We start from the raw sequence: 22599 nt of genomic DNA on the forward strand, positions 1-22599 counted from the left end.
GCGCCGGCGGCGAGGTCGGCGGGACCACGCCGGAGACGGATCACCGAGCCTGCAGGGCTCAGGACTGGCCGACCTCGAAGCGCGCGAACCGGGTCACGGTCACGCCCGCCTCGTCCAGCAGGTCCTTGACGGTCTTCTTGTTGTCCTGCACCGAAGGCTGGTCGAGCAGCACGTTCTCCTTGAAGAACCCGTTGAGCCGACCCTCGATGATCTTGGGGAGGGCCTGCTCCGGCTTGTTCTCGGCGCGGGCGGTCTCCTCGGCGATGCGGCGCTCGTTGGCCACCACGTCCTCCGGGACCTCGTCCCGGGTCAGGTAGCTCGCCCGGAGCGCGGCGACCTGCATCGCGGCGTTGCGGGCGGCCTCCTCGGAGGAACCGGTGTACTCGACCAGCACGCCCACCTGCGGCGGCAGGTCCGCGGCGCGGCGGTGCAGGTAGGTGGAGACCTGGCCGTCGAAGATCGCGACCTTGCTCAGCTGCAGCTTCTCGCCGATCTTCGCGGCGAGGTCCTGCACGGTCTGGTCGACGGTCTTGTCGTCCAGCGGCGCGGCCTTGACCGTCTCCAGGTCCGAGGAGTTCGCGGCCTTGGCTGCCTGCACGATCCGGCCCGCGAGCTGCTTGAACTCGTCGTTCTTGGCGACGAAGTCGGTCTCGCTGTTGAGCTCGATCAGCACGCCGTCCTCGGCGGCGACCAGACCCTCGGCCGCGGAGCGCTCGGCGCGCTTGCCGATGTCCTTGGCGCCCTTGATGCGCAGGGCCTCCACGGCCTTGTCGAAGTCGCCGTCGGCTTCGCCCAGGGCCTTCTTGCAGTCCATCATGCCGGCGCCGGTCAGGTCGCGGAGCTTCTTGACGTCAGCCGTAGTGTAGTTCGCCATCGTGCGTTGTCCGTCCTTCTTCGGAAGTTGTGCACAGCGGGAAGAGGTCCGGGGCCGCAGCGGCGGCACGCCGCTCGCGTGGCCGCGCGCGAGTCCCCGGTGCGGATGCGTTGCGGCGGCGCGGGCGGGCTCGCCCGCGCCGCCGCGGCCACCAGTGTGGCCGTTGAACTCGGCGCCCGCGCCGATCACCCGATCGCACGGACGACCGGCGCGGGGCGGATCAGGACTGAGCGGCCTGCTCGTTGCTCTGCGGCGTGCTCTCGCCCTCGCTGGAACCGGTGGTCAGCAGCTCCTGCTCCCACTCGGCCAGCGGTTCCTCACCGGCGCCGGGCTGCGGCTTGTCCTCGCCCTCGACCGCGCCGTTGCTGCGGCCGCTGCGGGACATCAGGCCGTCCGCGACACCGTCGGCGAGCACGCGGGTCAGCAGCGCGGCGGACCGGATCGCGTCGTCGTTGCCCGGGATCGGGTAGTCGACCTCGTCCGGATCGCAGTTGGTGTCCAGGATCGCGACCACCGGGATGCCCAGCTTGCGGGCCTCACCGACGGCGATGTGCTCCTTCTTGGTGTCCACGATCCAGATCGCGCTGGGGACCTTGGACATGTCGCGGATGCCGCCGAGGGTCTTCTCCAGCTTGTCCTTCTCGCGGGTCAGCATCAAGATCTCCTTCTTGGTGCGACCCTCGAAACCACCGGTCTGCTCCATGTTCTCCAGCTCCTTGAGCCGCTGGAGACGACGGTGCACGGTCTGGAAGTTCGTGAGCATCCCGCCCAGCCAACGCTGGTTGACGTAGGGCATGCCGACCCGCAGGGCCTGCTCGGCGATGGCCTCCTGGGCCTGCTTCTTGGTGCCGACGAACAGGATCGTCCCGCCGTGCGCGACCGTCTGCTTGACGAAGTCGTAGGCCCCGTCGATGTAGGACAGGGTCTGCTGCAGGTCGATGATGTAGATGCCGTTGCGCTCGGTGAAGATGTAGCGCTTCATCTTCGGGTTCCAGCGCCGGGTCTGGTGCCCGAAGTGCACGCCGCTGTCGAGCAGCTGCTTCATGGTGACGACGGCCATGGCCTTGTTCGCACCTCGTGTGTCGGGCGCGCCGCCGGGGCGGCGCGCGATTCGGTTGCCGCGGCAGGCCGGGTGACCTGCCGCCCTGGTGTCCGCACCGGTTTCCCCACCCGGGCCGGCTTCTGCCGGTCCGGGACCGCGAGGTCGCCGCTGCGCATCGGGCCCGTGCACCGCTCCGCCGACCGCGCCCGGCCGTACCGGACATGCGGTGATCGATGGAAGAACGGTTATTTCGGTTGCCCGATGTCGACGCGCGGACACGCGAAGTCGGATCGTGCGCACACGAAACCGCGATTGCAGTGTACTCGACGTGCAAACCCCGCACCGTTGAGGTAGCGGATTGTCCACAGGCCCTCGGCCGGTCCACAGATTCCGGAACGGACCCTGTCCCGCCGGTCCGCAGCGGGCCACCTTGGAAGCATGTTGATCGCCGATAGGTGCCGCGCATGGTCCGCCGCGCTCGGCCTGGTGTCGCCGCTGCTCGTGCTGCTGATGCTGCCCGCAGCCGGAGTAGCGCAGCGAACATCACCGGCAACGACCGAGCCCGCACCGGAATTCATGCGGCCGCTGGCGTCCGCGGCGCCCGTGCTGCGGCCGTTCGAGCCGCCCAGCAGCGAGTTCGGTCCCGGCCACCGGGGAGTCGACCTGGCCGGTGCGGCCGGCGAGCAGGTGCGCTCGGCAGGCGCGGGCACCGTGCGCTTCGCGGGCGTGCTCGCCGACCGGCCGGTCGTGTCGATCGAGCACTCCGGTGGTCTGCGGACCACCTACGAACCGGTGCGCGCCACCGTTCAGGCCGGGCAGGCGGTGGCACCCGGCCAGCCGATCGGGGCGCTGGACCCCGGGCATCCGGGCTGTCCGGCGGATGCGTGCCTGCACTGGGGCGTGCGGCGCGGGCCGGAATACCGCGACCCGTTGGGCTTGCTCGGCGGTGGCCGGGTGCGGCTGCTGCCGTGGGACGCGGCGGATCAGGTCACTGCTGTGGCTCGGTGAGCTTGCTGCGCAGCCGCAGCACGGCCCGGGTGTGCAGCTGGCAGACCCGGGACTCGGTCACGCCGAGCACCTTGCCGATCTCGGCCAGCGTCAAGTTCTCGAAGTAGTACAGGGTGACCACGACCCGGTCCCGGTCGCTGAGCCGCTCGACCGCCTCCGCGAGTTGCCTGCGGCTGTCCCGGTCCACCAGCGCCGCGACCGGATCCTCGGCCCGATCGTCGGGCAGCGTCTCGGCCAGCGATGCGGTGCCCTTGCCCGCGCTGATCAGGTCGTCGAGCGCGACCACGCTGGTCATCTGCAGCTGCGCGAACAGCTCGCGCAGCTCGTCCGGGGAGACTTCGAGCTCGTCGGCGACCTCGGTGTCGGTCGCAGTGCGCTGCAACTTCGCTTCCAGCCGTTCCAGTGCGCGTTCCAGATCGCGCGCTCTGCTGCGCACCGAGCGCGGCACCCAGTCCTGCGCGCGCAGGTCGTCCAGGATCGCGCCGCGGATGCGTTGCATGGCGTAGGTCTCGAACTTCAGGCCGCGCTCCGGCTCGAACTTCTCGATCGCGTCGACGAGTCCGAAGATGCCGGACTGGATCAGGTCGGAGACCTCGACGTGCGACGGAAGGCCGGTGCCCACGCGCCCGGCCACGTACTTCACCAGCGGCGCGTAATGCAGCACCAACCGGTCGCGCAGCGAATGATCGCGATGCTCGCCGAACGCCTGCCAGAGCGCGACGATCCCCGCCTCGACCTCGTCGGCGCTGCGCTGGTCGTCCGCACCGACGAGGTAGGGCAACGACTGCGGTGAAGCGGTCGGCGCTTTGTCCCGGATGTTCCCGATGTCCCGGCCGTGGCCGATCTCCTGGCCGTTCGGGGCCCGGCCGTTCGCCGCGTCCCGGTCTTCCCCGGTTCGTGTTCCGCCACTTGATTGGGTGACGGTGTGTTCGCCGTTGCGGCTGCCGTTGACTCGGCGCCCGCCGGTCGAGGCGTTCGGATCGTGGCCGTCCGGGACGTCTTGCGGTGCCGGATCGCCGTGCTCGTACGGCTCCGACGTGGTCGATCTCGATGTCGCTTCCGCGGCCGCGGTGCGGGCACCGCCCCCGGCGTCGTCAGGAACGGGGGTGGGTTCGGTCATGGATCGCCTTCAGCCGGTCGACGGTCACGTGGGTGTAAAGCTGGGTCGTTGCGAGCGTAGCGTGACCAAGCAACTCCTGAACGCTACGGAGGTCCGCTCCCCCTTCGAGCAAATGGGTCGCGGCCGAATGGCGCAGGCCATGCGGTCCGATCTCGGTGGCTCCCGGCACCGCGTCGACCGCGTCGTGCACAACGCGGCGCGCAGCGCGCTGATCCAGCCGGCCACCGCGCACGCCGAGGAACACCGCGTCGCCCGAACGCTCGGTGCGCAGTTTCGGGCGACCGGCCGACAACCAGCGCCCGAGCGCTTGATCCGCAGGTACCCCGAACGGCACGGCCCGTTCCCGGTCACCCTTGCCCAGCACGCGCAGCAGACGCCGCTCGTGGTCGATCTCGGCCAGGTCCAGCCCGCACAGCTCGGAAACCCGCACCCCGGTGGCGTAGAGCAGTTCCAGCAGCGCGTGATCGCGCAGCGCGACTGGGTCACCCTGCTCAGCGCCGCCGGCCGAGGCCGCCATCGCCGAACCCGCCTGCTCGGCGCGCAGCACCGCGGGCAACGTCCGCTGCCGCGTCGGTGCGGCCAGCCGCGGGCCCGGGTCCGCGTCGAGCAGGCCGTCCCGGTGCGCCCAAGCGGTGAACGTGCGCGCCGAAGCCGCCCGGCGCGCGAGCGTCGCCCGGCCGATTCCCGTGGCATGTTGTCCGGCCAGCCACGACCGCAAGGCGGCGAGCGTCACCGTCTCCAGGCCGGGCTGCTCGTCCGAACCGGCGGCGACGCCATCCAGCAGGGACACGACATCACCGACGTAAGCGCGGACGGTGTGCGGCGACAATCCGCGCTCGGTCGCGAGATGCCGTTCGAAGCCGTCCACCGCCGTACCGAACGGGCCGGGGAGGTTCGCCCGTGCCGCGCGCAGGTCGGGCCGCGGGGTGGAGTCGGACGGTCTGCGAGCCATGCCGCAAACGCTCGTCGGTGGATGTGAACTGGTCAAGAGGGCCACGCCGTGAACAGGCTCGCATCCGGCAAACCGCGCCGACCGTCGAGCGCTCACCTGCTGTTTCTCATCCAGCCACCCTCCTTTCGCCGCACGAGTCCGGCGAGTTCCATTTCTGGCAACAATGCACGAACGGTGCGCAATGGAAGACCGCATTCGCGGGCAAGTTGCTCCGAACTCGCACCATCGCGAGCAATTACTGCATCATGCAGTTTTCTGGTGCACGGATCGAGTGCGTCGGAGCTGCGTGCCTGCGGTTCGGGATCGACCGGCGGCGCGGCACCGAGCGGGTTGATCATCTCGAGCACCTGCGCGGTCGAGGTGACCAGCACCCCCTTGCCGGAACGGATCATGTCGTGGCAGCCCACCGAGTTCGCCGAGGTCACCGGCCCGGGTAGGGCCATCAGCGGCAGGCCGAGCAGGTCGGTGGTGTTCGCGGTGTTGGCCGCTCCGCTGCGCGCACCGGCCTCCACCACCACCGTGCCCTGCCCGCAAGCGGCGATCAGCCGGTTGCGGACCAGGAAGCGATGCTTGCGCGGCGGAGTCCCGGGGGCGTACTCGCTGAGGACCACGCCTTGCTCGGCGACGCTGCGCAACAATCTGCCGTGACCGGCGGGATAGTCGACGTCGATACCGCAGGCGAGCAGGGCCACCGTGGTCCCGTCCGCGGCCAGCGCACCGCGATGCGCGGCACCATCGATGCCGTAAGCGGCACCGGAGACCACCGCGCACCCGGTCGACGCCAACCCGTGGCCGATCTCGGCCGCCAGGTGCTCGCCGTAGCCCGAGGCCGCACGCGCGCCGACCACCGCTGCCGAGAACCGCAGGGCCACGGACGGATCCGCCCGGCCCCGCGCCCACAGGGCCAACGGCTCCGCCACCCCCGCGACGCCGATCTCGGTCGCTGCCGCCAAGATCGCCACACGTTCCGCCGGCCACTCCGGATCCTCCGGAGTGAGCAACCGCGCGCCCGCGGCAGCACCGGCCGCCAACGCCGCCTCGCCGGAGACGTGCTCGCGGCGCGCCTCGACCTCGTCGGCTACGGGGGAAGGAGTCGTTCCCCGGCTGACCAGCAGGGCCGCGCGGACGACACCGTGCTCAGCCACGAACGCTCCGAGCGCGGGTGCCGGAGGCTCCGCGACCGCCGACAGGTACGCGCGCGCGACCCGTGTCGGATCGTGTTGATCCTGCGCAGACGACATGGTCATGTCACCTCCCGCCCGTCTGCTGCTAGTGCTGATGGATGAGCTGCCCGCGACTCGGAACCAGGTTGGCGGTGCCCCGGTGATTCCCGGCCGGAACCGGCACGACGATCGACTTCCGGGTCGTGCGGCGCGGTGTGCAGGTGCGATGGCGCAACACCCACCCACGGGCCGCCGAAGCCTTCGTTGCAATGCAAGAAGGAGTGGCGCGTTTCGGCCTGCTTGCACGGGCAGGTGCCCGGGCGCCGCCTTACCGCGTTCAATGGACACTCCTTTCCCGGAAATCGAGCGCGGACGCAACGTGTTCCGCGCTCGGCGCCGGGCTGGCGTCCAGATCGGCCAGCGTCCACGCCACCCGCAGGCACCGGTCTGCTCCGCGAGCCGTCACCGCACCGAGATCGAGCCCCCGGTCCAGCAACGCCGTGGTCGCCTCCGGCAGGGCGAACTCGCGCCGCAGCAGCGGCCCCGGCACCTCCCCGTTGGTCCGCCACCCGTGCGCGGACCAGCGCTCGGCGGCCAGCGCCCGCGCCCGGGACACCCGTTCCCGCACGACCTCGGTCGATTCCGGCTGCCGATCGGGTTGCATGGTCATCGCCGTGACCGGCCGCATCCGCACCCGCATGTCGACTCGGTCCAGCAGCGGCCCGGAAAGCTTGCCGAAATACCGCCGCCGCACCTGCTGCGAGCAACAGCAGTCGCTGTCCCGGGCCGGTGCGCACGGACACGGATTCGTCGCCAGCACCAGTTGGAACGCGGCCGGGTAGCGCAACGTGCCGTCCCGGCGGGACAACCGCACCTCGCCGTCCTCCAACGCGGTGCGCAGTGCTTCCAGCCGTTTGGTGCCGAACTCGCAAGCCTCGTCCATGAACAACGTGCCGCGGTGCGCGCGGCTGACCGCGCCAGGCCGGGCCAGCCCCGCTCCGCCGCCGATCAGCCCCGGGATCGAGGTGGAGTGGTGCGGCGCGACGAACGGCGGATCGGTCACCAGCGGTGCCGCACCGGCGAGCTCACCGGCGACCGAGTGGATCGCGGTGACCTCCAGCGCTTCCTGCCTGCTCAACGTCGGCAGCAGGCCGCCGAGCCGCTGCGCCAGCATGGTCTTGCCGGTTCCCGGCGGGCCGACCATGAGCAGGTGGTGGCCACCGGCGGCGGCCACTTCCAGCGCCCACCGCGCCTCCGGCTGGCCGAGCACGTCCGCCAGGTCCGTCCTGGCCGCGGCGGATTCGTCCTGCTGGACCGGTTCCGCCGGGAAGTGGTCGAGTTCGCCTTGCTCCCGCAGCCACGCGATCACCTCCCGCAGGTGGGAGGCACCGAACACCTCGACGTCCTCGACCAGCTGCGCCTCCGCAAGACCGCTCGCAGGCACGATGGCGCGGCGCACGCCTTCCCGCCGTGCTGCGAGCAGCCCGGGCAGCAGCCCGCGAACCGAGCGGATGCGTCCGTCCAGCGCCAGTTCACCGAACAGCACCGTGCCTTCCAGCCGGTGCGGCGGCACCTGTTCCGCACCGGCGAGCACCGCGCACGCGAGCGCGAGGTCGTAAGAGGTGCCCGCTTTCGGCAGCGCCGCCGGCGACAGCGCCAGCGTCACGCAGCTCTTCGGCCAGTCCTCGCGGCAGTTCTGCACCGCCGCGCGGACGCGGTTCTTGGACTCCTGCAACGCCGTGTCCGGCAGGCCCAGCAGCTGCACGCTCGGCAGGCCGCCTTTGCGCACGTCCGCTTCGATCTCCACCAGCGCGCCGTCCACGCCGAACAGCGCGACCGCCCAAGTCCGTCGCAGCACCATTCAGAACACCCCCGGCAAATGCTCGAGGGACGGGCGCCCACGCGGCGGCCACAGGATCGAGATGACGTCGAAGCGGACCGGGCAGCCGGTGAGCTCGCGCTCCGCGAGCCACGCGCGCGCCAGTTCCCGCAGCCGCCGCACCTTGTTCGGCCCCACCGCGTCCAGCGGCGCCCCGTAGTCGACGCCGGATCGGGTCTTGACCTCGCAGAAGATCGCCTGTTGCCCGTCGGTCGCGACGATGTCGAGTTCGCCCTGCGGGCACCGCCAATTCCGCACCAGCACCGCCAACCCCTGCCGCTGCAGGTGTTCGGCCGCCAGCCGTTCACCTGCGCGCCCCAGCGCGTGCTTGCCGTATCCGTCCACATCGGACAAGGCGCCGAGCAGCGGGCTGTAATCGAGCGTTCGAGCCATGGTTTCCCTCCGGGAATGCGAGGCGGAACGCGGCAGCGGAGAAACCGAACCGCGCAACGACCCCGATCACCCGGGGCCGCCATCTCCAAACTGCCCCGCGGCGCGCAGCGCCACCAGACTCAATTGGGAAATCTGTGGATGAACAGCAAGCCTGTGGACAACTCACCGGGCGAGCCCGCGCAGCAAAACGGGCGGCCGCCCACGGCGACCACCCGTTTTCCCCAGCAGGTGCGGCGGCCGAACCGGCCGCGGACAGCCTCAGCTCCCGAACGGACCGTTCTCCGGCAACCGCAGATCCGGCTTGTCCAGCTCCTCCACGTTCACGTCCTTGAACGTGATCACCCGGACGTTCTTGACGAACCGCGCCGGCCGATACATGTCCCAGACCCACGCATCCGACATCGCGACTTCGAAGTAGACCTCCGAGTCGGAATTGCGGACCTGCACGTCCACCGCATTGGCCAGGTAGAAGCGCCGCTCGGTCTCCACGACGTAATTGAACTGCCCGACGATGTCGCGGTACTCCTTGTAGAGCTGCAGCTCCATCTCGGTCTCGTACTTCTCGAGATCCTCGGCGCTCATCGCAGTGCGGGCCGCCCTTCTAGATCGCCGTTGCCCTTACGTTCCCCCATTGTCCACCACATCCTCGTCCGAAGCATCGAACAAACCGGGCTTACTGGTCACGGTGCGTGGCGAGCGCATGCCGTGCAGGCGCGCGGCGCCGACGACGTTCGAATAGCACCAGCGGTGCTCCGGACTCGGCCCGTGCTCCTCCAGCCGCGCCGTGTGATCCGGCGTGCAATAGCCCTTGTGCTCGTCGAGGCCGTACATCGGCAACCGCTCGTGCAGCTCGCGCATGATGCGGTCGCGGGTGACCTTCGCCAGCACCGAGGCCGCCGCCACGCACGCCGCGACCAGATCGCCCTTGAGCACCGCCACGCTCGGCGCCGCGAGCCCCTGCACTCGAAAGCCATCGGTGAGCACGTAGCCCGGGTGCACCGGCATCCGCGCCACCGCCCGGCGCATACCTTCCAGGTTCGCCACGTGGATGCCCAGCGCGTCGACCTCCTCGGGCGGGATGACGACGACCGAGGACGCCACCGCGCGGCGGGTGATCACCTCGTAGAGCCGCTCCCGCTCCGCCTCGGCGAGCACCTTGGAATCGGTGAGCCCGGCGAACCGCTTGCCGTCCCCGGCCTTGAGCACGCACGCCGCCACCACCAACGGCCCGGCGCACGCGCCGCGACCGGCCTCGTCGACGCCGGCCACCGGCCCGAGCCCGCTGCGGTCCAGCGCGCTCTGCAGCGCCCAGTTGCCGCTGCTGCGGCGGATCACCGGCCGTGGCGGCCGCCATTCCGCCGCAGCGGGCGCGAACCGCGCCCCCACGGTCAGTGCCGCCTCCGGGCACGCCGGTCGGACACCACGGCGGTGACCCGCCGGCCCGCCCACAACACCGGGAACGCCGCGGCGAACCCGACGCCTGCGGGCACTCCTGCCTGCCACGCGGGCGCGCCCAGCGCGTCGGCCTGCGGATTCGGTTCGGGGATGCTCTGCCAGCGCGTCGGCGGCAGCACGATGACCTGCGCCTTGCCGATCACGTTGTCCACCGGGACGGTGCCGTTGACGCCACCGCCGCCTTGGTACCGCGAGTCCTGCGAGTTCCCGCGGTTGTCGCCCTGCACCCACAAGCGTCCCTGCGGCACCGTCACGGGCGCGAACGCCTCGTGCCGTTCCCCCTCGCCGGGCTCCCAGTAGACGTAGGGCTCATCGAGCGGCTTGCCGTCGACCAGCATCCGGTTCTGCGGGTCGCAGCACGACACGGTCTGGCCGCCGGTGGCGATCACCCGCTTGACGAAGTCCTTCTCGTCCGGCGACCCGAAGCCGAGAAGCGACAGCGCGCCCTGGAAGAAACCGGCGACCGGGTTCGACGCCTCCGGCACGTTGAACTCGTTGTTGCCCCAGGTCTCCGGCCCGCGGAACACGACGACGTCGCCGGGTTCCGGGTCGGTGAACCGGTAGGACACCTTGTCCACCAGCACCCGGTCGTTCTGGCAGCCGTCGCAGCCGTGCAGCGTCTGCTCCATCGACTGGGACGGGATGACGTAGACCCGGGCGAGGAAGGTCTGGATGAGCACCGTGAGCACCAGCGCGGTGACGATCAGGATCGGCAGCTCGCGCCAGAAGGAGCTCTTCCGCTCCCGCTTGCGGCGGGAGCGCCGCCCGAAGCGGCCCTTGCCGCCGCCTTCGCGGTTGTCGGCAGGCCCTTCCTGGGGCTCTTCCTCTGGTCCGGTGGAGCGCATGACGTCGGCCACGCGGCCAGGCTACTGGAACGGCACCGGCGCCCGGCGCGCTCCCCCTGCGCGCGCCCGGTCCGTCCGGATCGCCCAGGAAACCGGATGACGTGCGAATTCGCCGATCATTGAGCGCTCGCGCGGAGTTCGACCGGTCCGCGGCGGGGTGCGATGCGGCTCATCCCATCCCGTCGTTCACTCAAAAGTGGATCAGTGCGCGCGAAAACGGCCCGGATGCCGCAGCACCCGGGCCGTTTCCGGAATCCTCGCCGCTAGCGCGGGCTCAGGAGGAGACGGGCTCGCGCCGCTCCTTGATCTTGGCGGCCTTGCCGCGACGCTCGCGCAGGTAGTACAGCTTCGCCCGGCGGACCCGGCCGCGGGCAGCGACCTCGATCTTGGCGATGTTCGGGCTGTGCACCGGGAAGGTGCGTTCCACGCCGACACCGAAGGAGATCTTGCGGACGGTGAAGGTCTCCCGGACACCGTCGCCCTGGCGCCGGATCACAGCGCCCTGGAAGACCTGGTTCCGCTCGCGCGAACCCTCGATGACGCGGACGTAGACCTTCAGCGTGTCGCCAGGCCGGAAGGCCGGGATGTCGGAACGCAGCGACTGGGCGTCCAAAGCGTCCAGGGTGTTCATCGGTGGTCCGTCCTCATCCGTGTCGTAGGCACCCGTGTTCTCGCGCTCCATGGCCCGGCCTGACCGCGGCCACCGCCTGACACGGGGGTGAGCTTGCATTGGTGCGCGCCAGCACAGAATCCGGCTGCAGCAACCGGTCAAGTGTGCCAGACGCGCAGGCAGCCGCCGGAACTGGCCCCGGTGCAGCGGGTGCGATCTCAGTCGTTCCCCTGCTGCGCGGAGTCCTCCGGGGACTGCGCCTCGTCCGCGCCCAGTGTATCCAGCAGCGCCCGGTCCTTGACGTCCAGGGCCTCCGGTGGCAGTGCCGCCAGCAGGTCCGGGCGGCGTTCGCTCGTGCGCCGCAGCGCCTCATCGCGGCGCCACCGCGCGATCGCGGCGTGGTTGCCGGAACGCAGCACGTCCGGCACGGCACGCCCGCGCCAGACCTCCGGGCGGGTGTAGCTGGGGCCTTCGAGCAGGCCGTCGGAGAAGGAGTCCTGCTCCGCGGAGGCGGGATTGCCCAGCACGCCCGGCAGCAACCGGGCCACCGACTCGATCATGGTCAGCGCCGCGACCTCACCGCCGACCAGCACGTAGTCGCCGATGGAGACCTCTTCGACCGGCATCCGGCCGGCCGCGTCCTCGACCACCCGCTCGTCGATGCCCTCGTAGCGGCCGCAGGCGAACACCAGCCACGGTTTCGCCGCCCAGCGGACCGCCGTCGACTGCGTGAACGGACGCCCCGCCGGCGTCGGCACGACCAGCGTCGGCTGCTCCGCGCCGGAACCGCACACCGCGTCCAGGGCTTCGCCCCACACGTCCGGTTTCATCACCATTCCCGGACCGCCGCCGTAGGGGCTGTCGTCCACGGCGCGGTGCACGTCGTGGGTCCAGTCCCGCAGGTCGTGCACCCCGACGGAGATCTTCTCGCGTTCGATCGCCTTGCCCAGCAAGGCCTGCCGCAACGGGGCCAGGTACTCGGGAAAGATGGAAATGACGTCAATGCGCAACGCTTGCGTTCCTTAGCGCTGGATGGCCTGACCTGCTCGGTCAGCCTTCGAGCAGCCCCTCCGGCGGGTCGAGCACGACCCTGCCCTGGGCGAGATCGACCTCGGGCACGATCTCGGAGACGAACGGCACGAGCTTCTCCTCGTCCTGCGGCGTACCCACGGACAGCAGCTCGCCGGCCGGGGTGTGCAGCACTTCGCGCACCACGCCGACCTCTTCGCCGGTCACCAGGACCACGCGGAGCCCTTCCAGCTCGTGGTCGTGGAACTCGTCCGGATCCGCGGTGGGTTCGAGCTCGTCCGAACCCACCGTCAGCAGCGATCCGCGCAACTGCTCGGCCGCCTCGCGGCCGGAGACTTCCTCGAAAACGACCAGCAGCCGCCCGGCGTGCGGCCGGGCGGCTGCGACGGTGAGCGTGGCCGGGGCGGCCGTCGCCCGGCGCTGGACGCCGAGCACCGCGCCCGGCGCGAACCGCAGCTCGGGGCTGTCGGTGCGCACCTCGACGACGACCTCGCCGCGCACGCCGTGCGACTTGACGACCTTGCCCACGGCCAGCGCAGGACCGCTCATGGTCAACGGTCGGTGTCGACCACGTCGACCCGGATGCCGCGACCGCCGATGCCGGAGATCACGGTGCGCAGCGCGGTCGCCGTGCGACCGCCGCGACCGATGACCTTGCCGAGGTCGTCCGGGTTCACGTGGACTTCCAGGGTGCGGCCGCGCCGAGTCGTGAGGAGCTGGACGCGGACGTCGTCGGGGTTGTCGACGATGCCGCGCACCAGGTGTTCGAGCGCGTCCGCTAGGACCGTCACGCCTGGCCGTCCTCGGACTTCTGCTCCTCGGCGGCGGCTTCGGCGGTGTCCGCCTCGGCCTTCTTGCCGCCCTTCTTCTTGGGCGTGACGGCCTCGGTGGTCGGTTCCTCACCGGCGGCCGCGAGCGCGGCGTTGAACAGGTCCTGCTTGGAAGGCTTGGCCTCCGGCGTCTTCAGCGTGCCCTCGGCGCCCGGCAGGCCCTTGAACTTCTGCCAGTCACCGGTGACCTCCAGGATGGCCTGCACCGGCTCGGTCGGCTGCGCGCCGACGCCCAGCCAGTACTGCGCCCGATCCGAGTTGACCTCGATGCGGCTCGGGTTCTCCTTCGGGTGGTACTGCCCGATCGTCTCGATGTCCCGGCCGTTCCGGCGGGTGCGCGCGTCGGCGACGATGATGCGGTAGTGCGGCTCGCGGACCTTACCGATCCGCGCCAGCTTGATCTTCACAGCCACGGGTGCTGGTGCTCCTCAGACTCTCGTTCGTGCTCGGGGAGCATGTCGAGCCGTGTGGGGAAAACGGTGTTCCATGCTCATACGTAGACGGCCGCGGACGGTGAGAGGGACCGCCGCACGGCGAACAGTCGACAATTGTGCCAGACGCCGGTTTCCCCGCCGCAGCAGGCTCCCGGCGGCCTAACCGAGAACGCCGAGCGAGAGCAGCAGCAGACCCAGCGCGGGCAGGAAGTTGTTCACCTGGTGCGCGACCACGCTGGCGGTGAGGCGGCCGGTGAGCATCCGCGCCACGCCTATCGGTACCGCGATCACCAGCAGCAGCGCGGTCCGCTCCGGCTCCAGGTGCCCGATCGCGAACAGCGCCGTGCACAGCACGAAAGCGCTGATCTGGCTCCACCGCAGCCGGTCCATCGCGCCCCACAGCAGGCCCCGGTACAGCAGCTCCTCGCAGATCGGCGCGATCAGCCACACGTGCAGGAACAGCAGCACCGCCAGCGAAGGCGACAGCCGCACCCCGTCCAGCAGGCTGCTCACGGTCGAAGTGGCGTTGTCCGGGCCGACCCACCGGATCCAGATCATCGAAGCCGCGGTCGTGGTGATCATGCCGAAGGCGCCGACGGTCAGCCCGGTCCGGATGTCCCACCAGTGCAGGTTCAGCCCGAAGTCCAGCCGCGGCCCGTTCCCGCGCAGCACCGTGATCAGCACCGCGACCGCGCCGGAGAGCAACGTCGGCACCATCATCATCAACACGATCAGGGGGCCGTCACCGCTCGGCTTCCCGTAGATCGCGGGCAGCACCACCGAAGTCAGGATGAACACGGCTTCGGCGAAGAAGAACGCGCCGAAGCCCCAGCGGTGATCGGGCCGGGCGGAGCCGGGACGGTCGGCTTGCGCGGTCGCGCTCGCGGAAGCGGTGGTTCCCGCGCCTCCGGCCTCCGCCGCGCCGTCGGGGAAGTCGGGGTTCGGTACCTGCACGGGCGCCTCCGTCTCGGGCGAACGGCATCCGGGTCGCTCGCGGCGGGCCATGGCGGAACCGCCAGATTACCTTCGCGCTTTCCTGCCGAGCATCCGAAATCGGATGCGGGTCAGCCGACGACCGCGCCCCGCAGCACGATGCGCCGAGGATGCCGCAACGCCGCGAGGTCCTTGCGGGGATCGTCGTCGTAGCACAGCAAATCGGCCACCGCGCCGTGCTGCAAGCCCCCGTACCCGAGCCATTCCCGGGCCGACCAGGACGCCGTGCCCAACGCTTCCTCCGCGGAGAGCCCCACGCGGTGCAGCGCGAGCACTTCGTCGACGAGCACGCCGTGCTCGATGCCGCCGCCCGCGTCGGTTCCCGCGTAGACCGGCACGCCGGCTTCGACCGCCTTGGCCACGGTCGCGTCGCCGCGCTCGTACAGCGCGGTCATGTGCGCGGCGTAGTCGGGGTACTTGCTCGCCGAAGCGGCGAACGACGGGAAGTTCTCGATGTTGACCAGCGTCGGCACCAGCGCGGTGCCGTGCCGGGCCATCAGCTCCACGGTGTCGTCGGTGAGCCCGGTGCCGTGCTCGATGCAGTCGATGCCCGCTCGCAGCAGGCCCGGCAGCGCTTCTTCGCCGAAGACGTGCGCGGTGACGCGGGCGCCGTGCGCGTGCGCGACCTCGATCGCTTCGGTCAGCGCCCCGTCGCTCCACAGCGGGGCGAGGTCCCCTGCGGAGCGGTCGATCCAGTCCCCGACCAGCTTGACCCAGCCGTCGCCGTACTCGGCCTGCTCGGCCACGGCGCGCGGCAGCTCGGACTCGTCCTCGAGCTGGTCGGCCAGGTACGGGATGTAGCGCTTCGGCTTCGCCAGGTGCCGCCCGGCGCGGATGATCCGCGGCAGATCGGTGCGCTCCTGCAGCGGCCGGGTGTCGATCGGCGCGCCGCAGTCGCGGATGAGCAGCGTGCCCGCGTCCCGATCGGTCTCGGCCTGCTGCACGGCAACGTCGAGTTCCACCGGGCCTTCCGGCCCGATGCCGACGTGGCAGTGCGCGTCCACCAGGCCCGGCAGCACGTAGCCGCCGTCGAACACGGTCGTCGCGCCCGGAATCGGCTGATGACTGATCAGACCGTCCTGCAGCCAGAGGTCACCGGTCTCACCGCCGGGCAGCAGGACCCCGCGCAGGTGCAGCGCCGCGCTCATTTCTTCTTCTTGCCGCCGAAGTTCAGCTTGGACGGGTCGAAGCCCGATGGCAGCTCGTTGAGCCCGCCCTCCAGCTTGGACATGTCGGGACCACCCGCACCGCCGGGCGGCAGCCCGGGCATTCCGCCGGGCATCCCACCCGGCATCCCCTTCATGCCCTTCGGCGGCGTCGGGCCCTTGTTCTTGCCCTTGCGGTTCTTGCCCTTGCCCTTCTTGCCCTTCTTGCCGCCACCGCCGCCGCCGAAGCCGCCGAACTGGCCGGCCATCGACTGCATCATCTTGCGGGCTTCGAAGAACCGGTTCACCAGATCGTTGATGTCGCTGACGTTGACCCCGGAACCGCGGGCGATGCGCTGCCTGCGCGAGGCGTTGATGATCTTCGGGTCGTCCCGTTCGGCAGGCGTCATGCCGCGGATGATGGCCTGCAGCCGGTCCAGGTGCTTCTCGTCGAAGTTGGCCAGCTGGTCCTTCATGCCGTTCGCGCCCGGCAGCATCCCGAGCAGGTTCTGCAGCGGCCCCATCTTGCGGACCGCCTGCATCTGCTCCAGGAAGTCCTCCAGGGTCAGCTGCCCGGAGCCGAGCTTGGCCGCGGCCTGCTCGGCCTGGTCGGCGTCGAACGCCTGCTCCGCCTGCTCGATCAGGGTGAGCATGTCGCCCATGCCGAGGATCCGGCTGGCCATCCGGTCGGGGTGGAAGACGTCGAAGTCCTCCAGCTTCTCCCCGTTGGAGGCGAACATGATGGGCTGGCCGGTGACCTGCCGGACCGACAGCGCGGCACCACCGCGGGCGTCGCCGTCCAGCTTCGTGAGCACCACGCCGGAGAAGCCGACGCCGTCGCGGAACGCCTCGGCGGTGCTGACCGCGTCCTGGCCGATCATGGCGTCGACCACGAACATGATCTCGTCGGGGCTGACCGCGTCCCGGATGTCCGCGGCCTGCTGCATCATCTCCTCGTCGACGCCGAGCCGGCCGGCGGTGTCGACGATGACCACGTCGTGCTGGGCGCGCTTGGCCTCGTCCAGGCTGCCGCGGGCCACCCCGATCGGATCGCCGACGCCGTTGCCCGGCTCCGGCGCGAACACCGGCACGCCCGCGCGCTCACCCACGACCTGGAGCTGGTTGACCGCGTTCGGCCGCTGCAGGTCGCACGCCGCCAGCATCGGGGTGTGGCCCTGACCCGCGAGCCACTTGGCGAGCTTGCCCGCGAGCGTGGTCTTGCCGGAACCCTGCAGCCCGGCCAGCAGGATCACGGTGGGCGGGTTCTTGGCGTATTCCAGGCGGCGGGTCTCGCCGCCGAGGATGCCGACCAGCTCCTCGTTGACGATCTTGATGACCTGCTGGGCCGGGTTCAGCGCGGCGGAGACCTCCGCTCCCTTGGCCCGGTCCTTGACACCCGCGATGAACGCGCGCACCACCGGCAGCGCCACGTCGGCTTCCAGCAGGGCGATGCGGATCTCTCGCGCCGTGGCGTCGATGTCGGCGTCCGAGAGCCGGCCCTTGCCGCGCAGGTTCTGCAGGACCGAGGTGAGCCGGTCGCTAAGGGTGTCGAACACGGGTTCTCGCCGCTCCTGAGTCGAGTGAGGTACCTGAGCGCTCCAGGCACCCGAGTGCTGCGGTACCTGAATACTTGGGATCGAGGGTAACCGGACCGCGCCCGCCCGAGGAGAACCGGCGGCCCGGAACGCCGCACCAGCAGCGGCGTTCCGGGCCGGGTCGGTTTCACGCGTGCTGCACAGCCGCAGCGCGCGGACTTGTTTCCGGCGGCGAGGACGCTCTCACGTCCTCGCCGGGATCAGGCGCGGTCCCGCGGGCGCTTGCTGGGACCGCGACCCGACTGCGGTGCGCGCTGTCCCTTGCGGGGCGGTCGGGGCTTGTCGCCGCGTCCGCCGCCGGGCCGCGGCCCGCGCCGGGCGAGCACTTCGCCGTCCGCGCGGCTGATCCGCAGCCCGCGCCCGGCGACCTGGGTCTTGCGCAGCTTGCGCAGCATCTCCTCGGGCAGCTCGGCGGGCAGCTCGACGAGCGTGTGGGCGTCGCGGATGTCGATGTGCCCGATGTGCTTGCTGTGCAGCCCGCCCTCGTTGGCCAGCGCGCCGACCAGCGCGCTGGGCGTCACGCGGTTCCGGCGGCCCACCTCGACGCGGTAGGTGTCGGTCTCCGGACCGGCCGGTTCGAACCCGCCGCCGCGGTTGCGGCGCTGCTTGTCCGGCTCCGGGTCCGGTTCCAGCAGCAGCGGGCGGTCGCCCTGCACCATGCTCGCCAGCGCCGCCGCGACCTGGGTGGCGGGCACCTCGTGGTTGCGCTCGTACTCCTCGACGAGCTTCTGGAACAGCTCCAGGTTGCCCTTCTGCAGCGTGTCGCTGATGTTCTGGGCGAACTTCGCGAGCCGCTGATCGTTGACCGCGTCGACGGTCGGCAGGTCCATCTGCTCGATGCTCTGGCGGGTGGCCTTCTCGATGGAGCGCAGCATGTGCCGCTCACGCGGGGAGACGAACAGGATCGCCTCGCCGCTGCGCCCGGCGCGGCCGGTGCGCCCGATGCGGTGCACGTAGGACTCGCTGTCGTGCGGGATGTCGTAGTTGAGCACGTGCGAGATGCGTTCGACGTCCAGCCCGCGGGCGGCCACGTCGGTGGCGACCAGCACGTCGATGCGGCCCTCGCGCAGGTGGCCGATGGTTCGTTCGCGCTGCGCCTGCGGCACGTCGCCGTTGATCGCCGCGGCGTTGAACCCGGCGGTCTGCAGCTTCTCCGCGAGTTCCTCGGTGAGCTGCTTGGTGCGCGCGAACACGATCATCGCGTCGAACTTCTCGACTTCGAGGATGCGGGTCAGCGCGTCCATCTTCTGCGGGCCGCGCACCGGGACGTAGCGCTGGCTGATGTTGGTGGCGGTGCTGGTGCTGGTCTTGACCGAGATCTCCACCGGCTCGCGCAGGTAGGACTGGCTGATCTTGCGGATCGCGCCCGGCATGGTCGCCGAGAACAGCGCCACCTGCCGCTGCTGCGGCACCGACTGCAGGATCCGCTCGACGTCCTCGATGAAGCCCATCCGCAGCATCTCGTCGGCCTCGTCGAGCACCAGGTGGTTCAGCGCGCTGAGGTTCAGCGAGCCCTTGTCGAGGTGGTCGATCAGCCGGCCGGGCGTGCCGACGACGACGTGCGCGCCGCGCTTGAGCCCGGCCAGCTGCGGGCCGTAGCTCTGGCCGCCGTAGATCGGCAGCACGTGGAAGCCGGGCAGGTGCTTGGCGTAGCGCTCGAACGCCTCGGCCACCTGGATCGCCAGCTCGCGGGTGGGCGCGAGCACCAGCGCCTGCGGGCCGGGGGCGTCCAGGTCGATGCGGCTGAGGATGGGCAGCGCGAACGCGGCGGTCTTGCCGGTGCCGGTCTGCGCGAGGCCCATCACGTCGTGGCCGTCCAGCAGCGGCGGGATGGTCTGCGCCTGGATCGGGGACGGGTTCTCGTAGCCCAGTTCGCCGAGCACCTTGCGCACCAGCGGGTCGAGCGCGAGGGCGTCGAAGCCGTTCCGGCTCGCGGCCTGGTCCGTCTGCTCGGCCTGCTCGGCCTGGTCAGCTTGCTCGGTCTGCTCGGCCGGTTCCGGATCGGTTGCGGGAGCGGATTCCGCTGCGGCCGGTTCGGCTTGCGCGGACTCAGCGGGCTGAGCGGATTCCGCTGTTCCGGGGGTTTCCGCGGCTTCCGCGGCGGTCGCGGTCGCGTCCGGCGCCGCCGGAGCTTCGGCGATCGCGGCCGGGAATTCCGCTGCCCGGTCGGAAATTACGTCCTCGGTTCGAGACATGGATGTAGCGAGTCTCCTCGGTCGGTGGTGGCCAGGGGCTGAACGGATGCGTCACACGGCCCTGCACCGCCGGCGTGCCCGCGGCGAGGCGCAACAGTCAGGTCCGAACGCAGCTCCGCCATCGACACCCGAGGGGCAGACGCCCGAGGGGCACGGGAGGTGCTGCTAGCGCAACTCAAGCCGCGCACACCTGGCACGCACACACACTGTTGCCAGTCACTCGCAGCTCGCTGTCTCAGCCAAGTGCGGCGTCGTACCGCCGCACCGTCACCGACCAGGATAGCGATCACCCCGCCCCGGCCCCGCACCCACCCGCGCCTTCGGGACGAATCTCACCTCGGCGTTCGCAGCTCGAGCCCGCGCTCGATGTCCTTGCGGGTGAACAAGAGCACATGCTGCCAACCCCGCAGCCGTCCGCCCGCGAGCAGCGTCCGATGCACTCGGTACGCCCGATGCACGTGCAGCCGGAACACGCGGCTGCGGATCAGCCTCCCCCGCGCCTCCTGGCCCGCCAGCGCTTCTTCCGGCCCGACGTGCAACCACACCAGCAAGCGGGGCCGCACGGTCAGCACGGCGAACAGCACGAGCATGAGCCGGGTGCCGCCGCGGGTCGACGGCTCGTGCGCCACGACCAGGCCGCGCGCGGTGCAGCAGAACCAGGCGATGCGCGCGCGGTGCACGGCGTGCACCAGCGGCCGGTACCAGCGGTAGGGCAGCTGCGCGGGCAGCGCGGCACGCAGCCGGGCGCGGACCTGCTCGGAGTCGAGCACGACGGTTCCCGCGGGAGCGGTGAGCCTGCGCAGCAGGGTGCTCTTGCCGGCTCCGGGCAGACCCGCGAGGACCACGAGGGCGCGGCGGGGCACGCGCACTGCGGGAGGTGGTCCCGCCATTGCGGCGGACTCGTCCGGAATGTCCACGACACGGCCAGGCTACGCGCAACGGATCTTGGCCGGAGCGAGCGGTCGCCGCCGTGGAAGCAGTCCCCGGGCGGCTCGCCCCCCTCGCGCGAGCCGCCCAGGGCTCCCCCATCCACCCCCAGGTCAGCCGGGTCGTCCCCCAGCGACGACCCGGTTCCCGACCCCCGGTCGCTCGTCCCCCAGCACGAGCGACCGCGCCGAGAGCGGTCCTCCGCCCACCGTCACCGGCGGTTCCCCCGGAGATCTCCGCCTCGGCACGGGCAGAAGTCTGCCGGTCCGGGCGGGCCCCGGTGACCCGTGAACCCCCGTGAGTACGGGTGCGTAGTGCTACGCATCCGCTTTGCGTGGTCTCCCGGGCAACCGCGCGAAAGCGCCGGGCGCGGACCTTTCGGCCCGCGCCCGGCGCGGTGTTGTGCGGCGGCAGGCTCAGATCGCGTCGTTGCCCGTTTCCCCGGTTCGCACCCGGGTGACGGAGTCGATCGCGGTGACCCAGACCTTGCCGTCGCCGACGCGGCCGGTGCGGGCGGCGGTCACGATGCCTTCGACGACGTCGTCCACTGCGGACTCCTCGGCCAGCACTTCCACGCGGGACTTCGGCACGAAGTCCACCGCGTACTCGGCGCCCCGGTAGACCTCGGTGTGGCCCTTCTGCCTGCCGTAGCCCTGCGCGTCGCTGACGGTCATGCCGAGCACGCCCAGTCGGGCCAGCGCTTCCTGCAACGGCTCCAGCCGGTCCGGCTGGACGATCGCGGTGACCAGCTTCATGGGTGGCTGCCCTCCAGCTCGCGTTCGGCGTCGTCGGCGCGCAACGGCGAGCGGGCGGAACGCCCGTCGCCGAAGTGGTACGCGGATTCGGCGTGCTCGGTTTCGTCGATGCCTTCGGCCTCGTCGTCCGGGCTCAGCCGGAATCCGACGAGCGCCTTGACGAGGTAGGCCAGCAGCAAGCTCAGCACGAACGAGTAGATCAGCACCGCGACAGCGCCCACGGCCTGCCGCCACAGCTGGTCGAAACCGCCGCCGTAGAGCAGCCCGTCCACCCCGGCGGGTGCCGAAGCGGAGGCGAAGAACCCGACCAGCAGAGTGCCGACCAGGCCGCCGACCAGGTGCACCCCGACCACGTCGAGCGAGTCGTCGTAGCGCAGCTTGTACTTCAGGCTCAGCGCCAGCGCGCACACCGCACCGGTGATCGCACCGACCGCGATGGCGCCCAGCGGGGTGACCGAGGAGCAGGCCGGGGTGATCGCGACCAGGCCGGCGATGATTCCGGAGGCGGCGCCGAGGGTGGTGGCGTGCCCGTCGCGCAGCCGCTCCACCAGCAACCAGCCCAGCATCGCGGCGCTGGTGGCGACCAGCGTGTTGACCAGCACCACGGCCGCAGTGCTGTCGGCGGCCAGCGCGGAGCCGCCGTTGAAGCCGAACCAGCCGAACCACAGCAGTCCGGCACCGAGCACCACGAACGGCAGGTTGTGCGGTTTGCCCGCCTGCTTCGGCCAGCCGGTGCGCCTGCCCAGCACCATCGTTAGCGCGAGCGCGGCGGCCCCCGCGTTGATGTGCACCGCGGTGCCGCCTGCGAAGTCGATGGCGGCGAGCCGGTTGGCGATCCAGCCGCCGACGGCGGTCACGTTGCCCGCGGCATCGGTCTCGTCGAACGCGAAGACCCAGTGCGCGACCGGGAAGTAGACCACGGCGGCCCACAGCGCGGCGAACAGCAGCCACGGGCCGAAGCGGGCGCGGTCGGCGATCGCGCCGGAGATCAGCGCGACCGTGAGGATCGCGAACATCGCCTGGAACCCGGCGAAGACCAGCGTCGGGATGGTGCCGGAAAGTTCATCCGGCCCGAGCAGGCCGCCGAGCCCGAAGAGTTCGGCGGGGTTTCCGAGCAGGCCCAGCCCGCCGAGGTCGGAGCCGAACGCCGCGGAGTACCCGAACAGCACCCACAGGACTCCGACGACCCCGATGCTGCCGAGGCTCATCATGAGCATGTTGAGCACACCGCGGGTGCGCACCATGCCGCCGTAGAAGAACGCCAGCCCAGGTGTCATGAGCAGTACGAGTGCCGCGCTGATCAGCACCCATGCGGTATCGCCTGAATTCACGTCGCCTCCCCGTGCGTACCGAGT

The 22599-nt window shown here is 70.9% G+C and carries 23 protein-coding genes; 1 reads left to right on the top strand and 22 read right to left on the bottom strand.

Features of this window, described 5'->3' with window-relative positions; translation table 11 throughout:
* Positions 1 to 58: 58 nt before the first annotated feature.
* Positions 59 to 874, bottom strand: coding sequence for a translation elongation factor Ts (gene tsf, locus V1457_RS01260; RefSeq protein WP_200070162.1), 816 nt, complete (start codon positions 872 to 874; stop codon positions 59 to 61).
* Positions 875 to 1094: 220 nt separating this feature from the next.
* Positions 1095 to 1934 (bottom strand): 30S ribosomal protein S2, encoded by an 840-nt coding sequence (rpsB, locus tag V1457_RS01265; RefSeq protein ID WP_200070163.1) that lies wholly within the window; start codon positions 1932 to 1934, stop codon positions 1095 to 1097.
* Positions 1935 to 2354: 420 nt separating this feature from the next.
* Between rpsB and V1457_RS01270 the strand changes: the two genes are divergently transcribed.
* Positions 2355 to 2924, top strand: a complete 570-nt coding sequence (locus V1457_RS01270) for a M23 family metallopeptidase (protein WP_338599294.1) — start codon at positions 2355 to 2357, stop codon at positions 2922 to 2924.
* Here the strand turns inward: V1457_RS01270 and whiG are convergent.
* From whiG to V1457_RS01370, 20 genes are all read right to left on the bottom strand, one after another.
* Entirely contained in the window at positions 2905 to 4044 is a 1140-nt protein-coding gene (whiG, locus tag V1457_RS01275) for an RNA polymerase sigma factor WhiG (protein WP_338599297.1), read from the bottom strand. The two genes, V1457_RS01270 and whiG, sit on opposite strands and share 20 nt — an antisense overlap.
* Positions 4019 to 4996 carry a tyrosine recombinase XerC gene (locus V1457_RS01280; RefSeq protein WP_338599300.1) on the bottom strand — a complete coding sequence of 326 codons (978 nt, stop codon included), beginning with the start codon at positions 4994 to 4996 and terminating at the stop codon, positions 4019 to 4021. The genes whiG and V1457_RS01280 overlap by 26 nt, the downstream gene beginning before the upstream one ends.
* 92 nt (positions 4997 to 5088) lie before the next feature.
* Positions 5089 to 6243: a DNA-processing protein DprA gene (dprA, locus tag V1457_RS01285; RefSeq protein WP_338599303.1), complete on the bottom strand. Its 1155-nt coding sequence runs from the start codon at positions 6241 to 6243 to the stop codon at positions 5089 to 5091.
* 253 nt (positions 6244 to 6496) lie between these two features.
* Positions 6497 to 8020 carry a YifB family Mg chelatase-like AAA ATPase gene (locus tag V1457_RS01290; protein WP_200070166.1) on the bottom strand — a complete coding sequence of 508 codons (1524 nt, stop codon included), beginning with the start codon at positions 8018 to 8020 and terminating at the stop codon, positions 6497 to 6499.
* Positions 8021 to 8431, bottom strand: a complete 411-nt coding sequence (locus tag V1457_RS01295) for a YraN family protein (protein ID WP_200070167.1) — start codon at positions 8429 to 8431, stop codon at positions 8021 to 8023. It abuts the gene before it with no gap.
* A 258-nt stretch (positions 8432 to 8689) separates the two neighbouring features.
* Positions 8690 to 9013 carry a DUF2469 domain-containing protein gene (locus V1457_RS01300; protein ID WP_200070168.1) on the bottom strand — a complete coding sequence of 108 codons (324 nt, stop codon included), beginning with the start codon at positions 9011 to 9013 and terminating at the stop codon, positions 8690 to 8692.
* Positions 9014 to 9049: 36 nt separating this feature from the next.
* On the bottom strand, positions 9050 to 9817 hold the full coding sequence (locus V1457_RS01305; protein ID WP_295149479.1) for a ribonuclease HII: 768 nt from the start codon (positions 9815 to 9817) through the stop codon (positions 9050 to 9052).
* A 2-nt stretch (positions 9818 to 9819) separates the two neighbouring features.
* Positions 9820 to 10743, bottom strand: coding sequence for a signal peptidase I (gene lepB, locus V1457_RS01310; RefSeq protein ID WP_295149482.1), 924 nt, complete (start codon positions 10741 to 10743; stop codon positions 9820 to 9822).
* A 262-nt stretch (positions 10744 to 11005) separates the two neighbouring features.
* Positions 11006 to 11362 (bottom strand): 50S ribosomal protein L19, encoded by a 357-nt coding sequence (gene rplS, locus V1457_RS01315; RefSeq protein WP_200070169.1) that lies wholly within the window; start codon positions 11360 to 11362, stop codon positions 11006 to 11008.
* A 197-nt stretch (positions 11363 to 11559) separates the two neighbouring features.
* On the bottom strand, positions 11560 to 12351 hold the full coding sequence (trmD, locus tag V1457_RS01320; RefSeq protein WP_295149485.1) for a tRNA (guanosine(37)-N1)-methyltransferase TrmD: 792 nt from the start codon (positions 12349 to 12351) through the stop codon (positions 11560 to 11562).
* A gap of 40 nt (positions 12352 to 12391) precedes the next feature.
* A complete protein-coding gene (gene rimM, locus V1457_RS01325; protein WP_200070171.1) occupies positions 12392 to 12919 on the bottom strand; it encodes a ribosome maturation factor RimM in 528 nt (175 codons plus the stop codon).
* Positions 12920 to 12921: 2 nt separating this feature from the next.
* Positions 12922 to 13161, bottom strand: a complete 240-nt coding sequence (locus V1457_RS01330; protein WP_009943617.1) for an RNA-binding protein — start codon at positions 13159 to 13161, stop codon at positions 12922 to 12924.
* Positions 13158 to 13613 carry a 30S ribosomal protein S16 gene (gene rpsP / locus V1457_RS01335; RefSeq protein ID WP_200070172.1) on the bottom strand — a complete coding sequence of 152 codons (456 nt, stop codon included), beginning with the start codon at positions 13611 to 13613 and terminating at the stop codon, positions 13158 to 13160. Before rpsP ends, V1457_RS01330 begins: the two co-directional genes overlap by 4 nt.
* Before the next feature lie 180 nt (positions 13614 to 13793).
* A complete protein-coding gene (locus tag V1457_RS01340; RefSeq protein ID WP_295149142.1) occupies positions 13794 to 14588 on the bottom strand; it encodes a CPBP family intramembrane glutamic endopeptidase in 795 nt (264 codons plus the stop codon).
* 110 nt (positions 14589 to 14698) lie between these two features.
* Positions 14699 to 15775 (bottom strand): amidohydrolase family protein, encoded by a 1077-nt coding sequence (locus V1457_RS01345; RefSeq protein ID WP_200070174.1) that lies wholly within the window; start codon positions 15773 to 15775, stop codon positions 14699 to 14701.
* Positions 15772 to 17328 (bottom strand): signal recognition particle protein, encoded by a 1557-nt coding sequence (ffh, locus tag V1457_RS01350; RefSeq protein WP_295149139.1) that lies wholly within the window; start codon positions 17326 to 17328, stop codon positions 15772 to 15774. Before ffh ends, V1457_RS01345 begins: the two co-directional genes overlap by 4 nt.
* 239 nt (positions 17329 to 17567) lie before the next feature.
* The gene (locus tag V1457_RS01355) at positions 17568 to 19562 is read right to left on the bottom strand and encodes a DEAD/DEAH box helicase (protein ID WP_338599332.1); all 1995 of its coding nucleotides are present in this window, start codon (positions 19560 to 19562) and stop codon (positions 17568 to 17570) included.
* Positions 19563 to 19894: 332 nt separating this feature from the next.
* Positions 19895 to 20479: an AAA family ATPase gene (locus V1457_RS01360; RefSeq protein ID WP_338599335.1), complete on the bottom strand. Its 585-nt coding sequence runs from the start codon at positions 20477 to 20479 to the stop codon at positions 19895 to 19897.
* A 426-nt stretch (positions 20480 to 20905) separates the two neighbouring features.
* A complete protein-coding gene (locus V1457_RS01365; RefSeq protein WP_200070177.1) occupies positions 20906 to 21244 on the bottom strand; it encodes a P-II family nitrogen regulator in 339 nt (112 codons plus the stop codon).
* Positions 21241 to 22575, bottom strand: a complete 1335-nt coding sequence (locus tag V1457_RS01370; protein WP_200070178.1) for an ammonium transporter — start codon at positions 22573 to 22575, stop codon at positions 21241 to 21243. Before V1457_RS01370 ends, V1457_RS01365 begins: the two co-directional genes overlap by 4 nt.
* Between the last annotated feature and the right edge of the window lie 24 nt (positions 22576 to 22599).

Source organism: Saccharopolyspora sp. SCSIO 74807 (assembly GCF_037023755.1).
Taxonomy (GTDB): Bacteria; Actinomycetota; Actinomycetes; order Mycobacteriales; family Pseudonocardiaceae; genus Saccharopolyspora_C; species Saccharopolyspora_C galaxeae.